General features: G+C 67.8%; 5 protein-coding genes and 3 pseudogenes. 4 read left to right on the top strand and 4 right to left on the bottom strand.

Annotated features, from left to right (window positions below):
* Window positions 1-169: 169 nt before the first annotated feature.
* The 3 genes from AC08OU_RS21655 to AC08OU_RS21665 form a co-directional block, all read right to left on the bottom strand.
* The gene (locus AC08OU_RS21655; RefSeq protein WP_476605656.1) at window positions 170-793 is read right to left on the bottom strand and encodes an HAD family hydrolase; all 624 of its coding nucleotides are present in this window, start codon (window positions 791-793) and stop codon (window positions 170-172) included.
* Between the two features lie 168 nt (window positions 794-961).
* Window positions 962-1285 (bottom strand): type II toxin-antitoxin system PemK/MazF family toxin, encoded by a 324-nt coding sequence (locus tag AC08OU_RS21660; RefSeq protein ID WP_035734471.1) that lies wholly within the window; start codon window positions 1283-1285, stop codon window positions 962-964.
* Window positions 1282-1551 carry a hypothetical protein gene (locus AC08OU_RS21665; RefSeq protein ID WP_476605657.1) on the bottom strand — a complete coding sequence of 90 codons (270 nt, stop codon included), beginning with the start codon at window positions 1549-1551 and terminating at the stop codon, window positions 1282-1284. Before AC08OU_RS21665 ends, AC08OU_RS21660 begins: the two co-directional genes overlap by 4 nt.
* Before the next feature lie 84 nt (window positions 1552-1635).
* Here AC08OU_RS21665 and AC08OU_RS21670 point away from each other — a divergent pair.
* Window positions 1636-2121 (top strand): annotated as a pseudogene (locus tag AC08OU_RS21670) (SAM-dependent methyltransferase); the annotation flags it as partial.
* A gap of 119 nt (window positions 2122-2240) precedes the next feature.
* Here AC08OU_RS21670 and AC08OU_RS21675 read toward each other — a convergent pair.
* Window positions 2241-2555, bottom strand: a pseudogene (locus tag AC08OU_RS21675) (hypothetical protein); the annotation flags it as partial.
* A 406-nt stretch (window positions 2556-2961) separates the two neighbouring features.
* On the opposite strand from AC08OU_RS21675, the gene AC08OU_RS21680 reads away from it, so the two are divergent.
* From AC08OU_RS21680 to AC08OU_RS21690, 3 genes and pseudogenes are all read left to right on the top strand, one after another.
* The gene (locus tag AC08OU_RS21680) at window positions 2962-3276 is read left to right on the top strand and encodes a helix-turn-helix domain-containing protein (RefSeq protein ID WP_462188213.1); all 315 of its coding nucleotides are present in this window, start codon (window positions 2962-2964) and stop codon (window positions 3274-3276) included.
* Window positions 3276-4532, top strand: coding sequence for a type II toxin-antitoxin system HipA family toxin (locus tag AC08OU_RS21685; RefSeq protein ID WP_476602317.1), 1257 nt, complete (start codon window positions 3276-3278; stop codon window positions 4530-4532). The genes AC08OU_RS21680 and AC08OU_RS21685 overlap by 1 nt, the downstream gene beginning before the upstream one ends.
* A gap of 33 nt (window positions 4533-4565) precedes the next feature.
* A pseudogene (locus tag AC08OU_RS21690) lies at window positions 4566-5015 on the top strand (restriction system modified-DNA reader domain-containing protein); the annotation flags it as partial.
* Window positions 5016-5982: the final 967 nt, after the last annotated feature.

Raw genomic sequence — 5982 nt, forward strand, 5'->3', positions numbered from 1 at the left:
CACGTCGTGCCTGTACCTCCATCAAGGTTCTGACCGGCATCTTTTGGGTGATCGGGTCGCATCCCGGGTCCATCCCTGGGGTGCACATGCCGCGCGGCTCGGCCGATGGGACTGTGCGGCGACATGGTTCCAGCGGCCCGACGTCTGGTGGAATCCTGCTGCGAGTGAATCAACCCGTGTGGTCTGGGATGACGTCATGTCGGGCGAGCAAGGGGAGCAGGGTGTGGCGGCCCTGGGTGATGGTCCACTGCTCCGCGACGAGACCAGCGATACGGGCGCCTGCGATGTTCTTCTCGTTGTCGTCGATGAACAGGATGCTGGCCGGGTCCACGCCGATGCGGCGGGCGGCCTCGGTGAAGAAGGCGGGGGCGGGCTTGGCGATGCCGAGGTCGCAGGAGTAGCAGCTGACGTCGAACAAGCGGTCGTAGCCAAGCGCCGAGCGCATGTAGGCGGCGCGGTGCCGCTCCTGGTTCGTGCCGAGATGGACACCGTAACCGCGCAACCGCAGGGCCCGGACCAGCGCGAGAGATTCGTCCATGACGTCGATCCGGTGCCACACGTCTCGGTACACGTCTTCGACCGGCGTCGATACGGCGAACTCGGCCAGGGTCGCCGCGAGCACCGGCATGTAGTCACCGCGCCCCGCGAGCATCGGGAGCTCGTCCTTCCAGGTCCGGTGGAGGAACTCCCGCGAACGCTCGCCCAGGTACGGCTCCATCGCCGCGTACCAACCTCCAGGGATCTCCTGAAGGACTCCGTCCGCGTCGAACAGCACGTGCCTGACGCCTGCCACCGATCTTCGCCTCCTTTTCGAGACCGGGTCAATGGGGCAGCCGTTCTCACAGATGTCCCACAGAGTCTGGCCCGCCAGGCGGAGGCTGCTGGGGGGACGTCCACAAGATGCCCGGTGGGTGTCCAGTCGTGAGGGGAGATTGATCTACGGGGAGCACCGGGCGACGCGTTAGCGAAGCAGGCCGAGGTAGCGCGAGAGGGTGTGCTCGACCTGGGCCATGTCATCGCGGGAGAGGTAGTCCACGAGTTCACCCGCGACATAGGCGCTGTCGATGGTCCGGATCTGATCGATCAGGATCCTGGTCGACCGTCCCGCAATGATCACCTCTGGTCTGAAGGTGGATGCCTGCGCGCTGGTCGACGTGGGAGCGATCGTGACCGTGGACCACGTGTTCTGTTCCATGCTCAGGACGAGGCCGAGCCGACGCCCCCGCTGTTCATGCCCGCGCTTGGCGTCGCCGAGGTCGACCGGGTATACCGCCCCGCGGATCAGGGCTGGTCCTGGGACCTGGCTGGTACCGCGAGGTTCGTACCTGTGATCACGATGTTGCCGTTGGTGTCATACCCCCACGTGTCGGGCTCGGCGGACAGGTCCTCGTTCCGCAGCCGGTGCATGTCCTCGCGGGCGCGCGTCTCCCACGCCTCCCGGTCCAGCAGCCGCAGGGCACGCCGGATGACGTCGCTGGTCTTCTCGTCCTGACGGCGGTTGGCCTCGACGATCCGGAGGTCCTCTTCGGTGGGACGGAACCCGACACTCATGAGGCCACCATACAACAAACGTACAACAGTCGGGGTGGGTTTGGCGGACGCGCAGATCGAGGCATGTGTGTCCTGGGGGTGGTACCGATCGTGCTCACCCACGCCCGTGCGCTGCTGGCCAGCACCCCGCAGGGGCGCACCGCCTACCTCGACGCCGACCTGCGGGACATCGACAGGATCCTCGCCGCCCCGCAGCTACACAGCACCCTCGACCTCACTCGGCCGGTCGCCCTGTCCGTCATCGCGATCTTCCATTTCATCCCCGACGCGGATAACCCCTACGGGATCGTGCGCCGGCTCCTCGACGCGTTGCCGTCGGGTAGCTACCTTGTCCTCACCCACGGCACCGGAGATTATGATCCGGACGCGGATCGGGGGATGAACACCTTCCGGCAGAAGGGGATTCCGTTCCAGCTCCGCAGCCGATCCGAAGTCGAACGTTTCTTCGACGGCTTGGAGCTAGTCGACCCCGGCGTTCAGCTGGCCCACCGCTGGCGGCCGGACAACCCAGATACACGGGCTCTGACAGACGCCCAGGTCAATATCTACGGCGGTGTCGGCCGGAAGTAGGCGGACGGCCCACCGGACCGGGCGTGGTGGAGCCCGGCCGCGGACCGGGCCCGACAGCGGACTGGGCCCGACAGCGGACCGGGATGGTTGCGGAAAGTGATAGCGGAAAGTAGCAGCGGCTAGGTGGGTGGGGTGAAGGTGGGGTCGGGGGTGTCGGAGCCGCGCCACAGGTAGGCGGTCAGCCGCTGGCCGTGTTCCCGTTCCTGCTGGGGGTTGGCGGGCAGGGGCCAGCGGAGCTGGGTGTAGAGGACGGTGCGGTGCTGGTCGTAGGCGGCTTCGATCAGGTCCCCGAAGACCTGGGCCCGGGCCGGGACGATCACGACGACGGCGGTGACGGCGACGGCCAGGCCGATCGGGATGGCCAGGATGGTCAGGGGTGCGAACGCGCAGAACAGCGGCCCCCAGATCGCGGTGGTGACCGCACTGTCCGGTGAGCTGCAAACGGTTGGTGTAGTCCGCGGCTCCGGCGACCCGGTGGGTATTTTTCCACCCTGCCGGGTGCTTTGTCTTCCAGGACGACAGGTGTCGTCGCCGCCGTCAGCGGCGGGGTCGGCGCCGGGGACGTGCGGGGCAACCTGTTCGCCGATGACCCGGATCGCGATGAAGGAGACCGCGGCGTCTCCACGCCATCCAAGATCGTCGTGGCCCCGCCGGCTCGGCGTCTCGCGTGAGCCGGCAGGAACGTGGGCCGGCAGGACAATCTCAGACGGCCCGGGTGGGCACGCGATCTACCCGTCATGACCGTCTTCGCCCCGGCCTGCCCCACCTGGTCAGCCACCGCCTGGAGGCAGCCGCACTTAACGGCGAACTTAACCGCCGTAGGCTCGTATGATGCTGGCTATGGTCGGTGACAGGGCCTCGCATGCCACGCCGTTGTCGGTGGCGCGGTCGCTGCGTCTGCTCGGCGAGCATGTGTCGACCTGGCGGAAGCTGAACCGGCTGACCGCGGCCCAGGTCGCCCAGCGAGCCGGGATCTCCCGGGACACGCTGCGCGCCATCGAGCAGGGTAAGGGCACCGCGAGCACCGAGAACCTGTTCAGGGTGCTACGCACCATCGGGATCATGGATGCCGTCGTCAGGGCCACCGACCCGTACGAGACCGACATCGGCCGGCTGCGCATGGACGAGATCCTCCCCAAGCGAGTACGGCGCTGATGGCCGGACGGGATCCTGTCGAGGTCACCGTCGAGATCGACGGGCAGGAGACCGCCGCCGGGACGTTGTGGCTTCACGACCGCGGCGGACAGAGCGCCACGTTCCGATATGCCGACGCCTACCTGACCAACCCGGCCGGATACGACCTCGACCCGGCGCTGGCCAGAGCCGCCGGCGTCTTCCACACGCCGCCGGGGTCGGCCATCTTCAACGCGTTCGCCGACAGCGCCCCCGACCGATGGGGCGAGAACCTCATGAGGCGTGAGGAGCGCGAGCGCGCCCGCGCCGCCGAGACCACACCTCGCACTCTCGGTAAGGCCGACTTCCTTCTCGGCGTCCGCGACGACACCCGCCAGGGAGGTGTCAGGTTCCGCCAGCCGGCGACCGCCACCTACTATTCGACGCACCGGCACGCGGTCCCACGGCTGATCGACCTGGCCCGGCTCATGCGAGCAGCCGACCGCGTCCGCGCGGAGGGCGACTTCGACCGCGACCTCGCGGACCTCATCGACGCAGGTAGCTCGCTCGGCGGCGCGCGCCCCAAGGCGGCGGTGCGGGACGTGTCCGGGCGGCTCTCGATCGCCAAGTTCCCGCGTTCGGACAGTGACGAATGGGACGTGGCCGGTTGGGAGGAGGTACAACTGAGACTCGCTCGCAGAGCGGGGCTTACCGTGGCGGAGTCGGAACTGCTGACCGTTGTCGGCCGGCACGTACTACTCCTGAGCCGCTTCGACCGCATCGGCGCGCGGCGTCTGGGGTTCGCAAGCGCCCTGACCATGCTCGAGGCCTCCGACGAGGACCTCCGCAGCTACCTCGAGATCGCCGAGGTGATCGAACGCTACTCGCCGAGAGCTGACGCCGACCTGCGTGAGCTCTACCGGCGGATCCTGTTCTCCATCCTGACCGGAAACACTGACGACCACCTGCGCAATCACGCGTTCCTGCGCGAGCGAGACGGCTGGGCGCTCTCTCCTGCCTACGACCTCAACCCCAATCCGGACAACCCGGCCCGGCTGAGCACGGCCGTCGATCTCGACAACACCGACGCAAGCATCGACCTCGCGCTGTCGGTGGGCAACTACTTCCGCTTGTCGCCGCCGAGGGCCCGCGACCTCGTCAGGGAGGTGGAGACCGCCACGGCGGGCTGGCGGCAGGCCGCAGCCGGGCTCGGCATCCCGAAAAGCCAGGCCAACCGGATGGCAGTGGCCTACGAGAGCGAACAGCGACGGATCGCCCGTGCTCTCAGTGTGCCTTGAGATGTTGCCGGCGGTTACGACGAAGCACGCCCGCGGCGGCATCGCTACAACGCGACCCTGGCAGACTTGATCGACGCTGGCCTCCTGCGCGCTGGCGAGCGGCTCGTCGGGCGCCGCAGCGGTCGGCTGTTCCCAGCGACCCTGACGGCCGACGGCCGGATCCGCACGGCCTCCGGCGAGGTCTACCGCTCGGCGAGCGCCGCAGCCAAGGCTGCTCCACCGGAGCGCCCAACCCGGGCGACTGGCGGTTCTGGCGAGTGGAACGAACGAACGACACGCTGTTCGCGACCCGTGCCCGATACCTGCTGTCCTCCGGCGCCGAGCGGAACGGCTGAGGCATGCGGGCCCGCCCCGACGATCACGGTCGCGAGACGGGTCGAGGTGTCCGGAACCGCCAGGACTACAGAACACCCGTTCGATTCGGTAGATGATGTCACGGGCGGCGCGGTCACTGGACATCTCCCCTGCTCAGGTGTCCGGTGACAGGCATCTCGGCCCGTCGACAGCCGTGACCTGGGCAGATCAACTTCGATGGCAAAATCCGTGGGCGTCCTTTTGCCGTTGAAGTCGGCCCCCGACCACCGGACCATGATCTTGCCAGTCAAGTCGGCTCTTCGGGGGTGGCCGCGGGCGGTGAGGAGGGCGACGACGGCTCTGATTGTTTCGGGGTGGGTGGCTGCTTCGACGAGGTCTGGCGTGGTGGGACTGAGGCCAGGGTTCGAGGCGATGGCCTTCGCTGTCTCCCGCTCGGTCAGCTTGCCTCCCCGGCGCATTCCGAACAAGGCCGAAATCATCTCGTAGTCGAGCAGGCCGGGTGCCGCGAACGATTCGACACCGCGAGTCGACGGCGCACGGCGACCCCGCCCGCGCTGTGGTCTGTCAGCGTTCGCACCAACGCCGAACAGTCGATCACGGCCATGACCTTACTGTAGCCGCTGCGCCTGCAATATTGCAGGCACAGCGGTCCAGGTCGTCAACGCGCCGCCGACGGTCGCCGCGTCCCGCGGTCGACGGGAGCAGTCCGCAGCAGACTGCGATTGCCGCGGCAACCGCCAGGAGTGTGGCTGCGATCTCAGGACCTGCCAGATCCACGGAACACCCGTTCGACCCTCAATTCTACGGAAGGAAGGACAACTGATGCCCCGATAGGACGGCGTTTTCTCCCCGCCGTAAACGGCGGGGCCTCCACGCCACAAAACCGGTAAGGAGGGGGCGACCGAGGAGAATGGTGAAGCTGGAGGGGAGCCGGAGCGCCGCCTTCCCGCCACCCGCGCGCGGCGGCCACGGGACGCGAGCGCCGGACATCGCAGAGCTACGATGTCCGGCGCCGCGGTGGCCGGAGAACCCGGGCGAGCATTGCCGATTGGAATCCGTTCCGGACGCCCTGGCCAACCCCGCTACACGTCTCTCCTAGGGGACGTAATGAAGTAACAAATACGTGATCGAGAGC

The sequence above is a fragment of the Frankia sp. CcMO1 genome, from assembly GCF_977945845.1.

What these genes read in the sequence shown, in the direction of transcription:
- AC08OU_RS21685 (WP_476602317.1), top strand. Translation starts at nt 3,276, where the DNA reads ATGGCCGGACGGGATCCTGTCGAGGTCACCGTCGAGATCGACGGGCAG.
- AC08OU_RS21665 (WP_476605657.1), bottom strand. Translation starts at nt 1,551, where the DNA reads ATGAGTGTCGGGTTCCGTCCCACCGAAGAGGACCTCCGGATCGTCGAG.
- AC08OU_RS21680 (WP_462188213.1), top strand. Translation starts at nt 2,962, where the DNA reads ATGGTCGGTGACAGGGCCTCGCATGCCACGCCGTTGTCGGTGGCGCGG.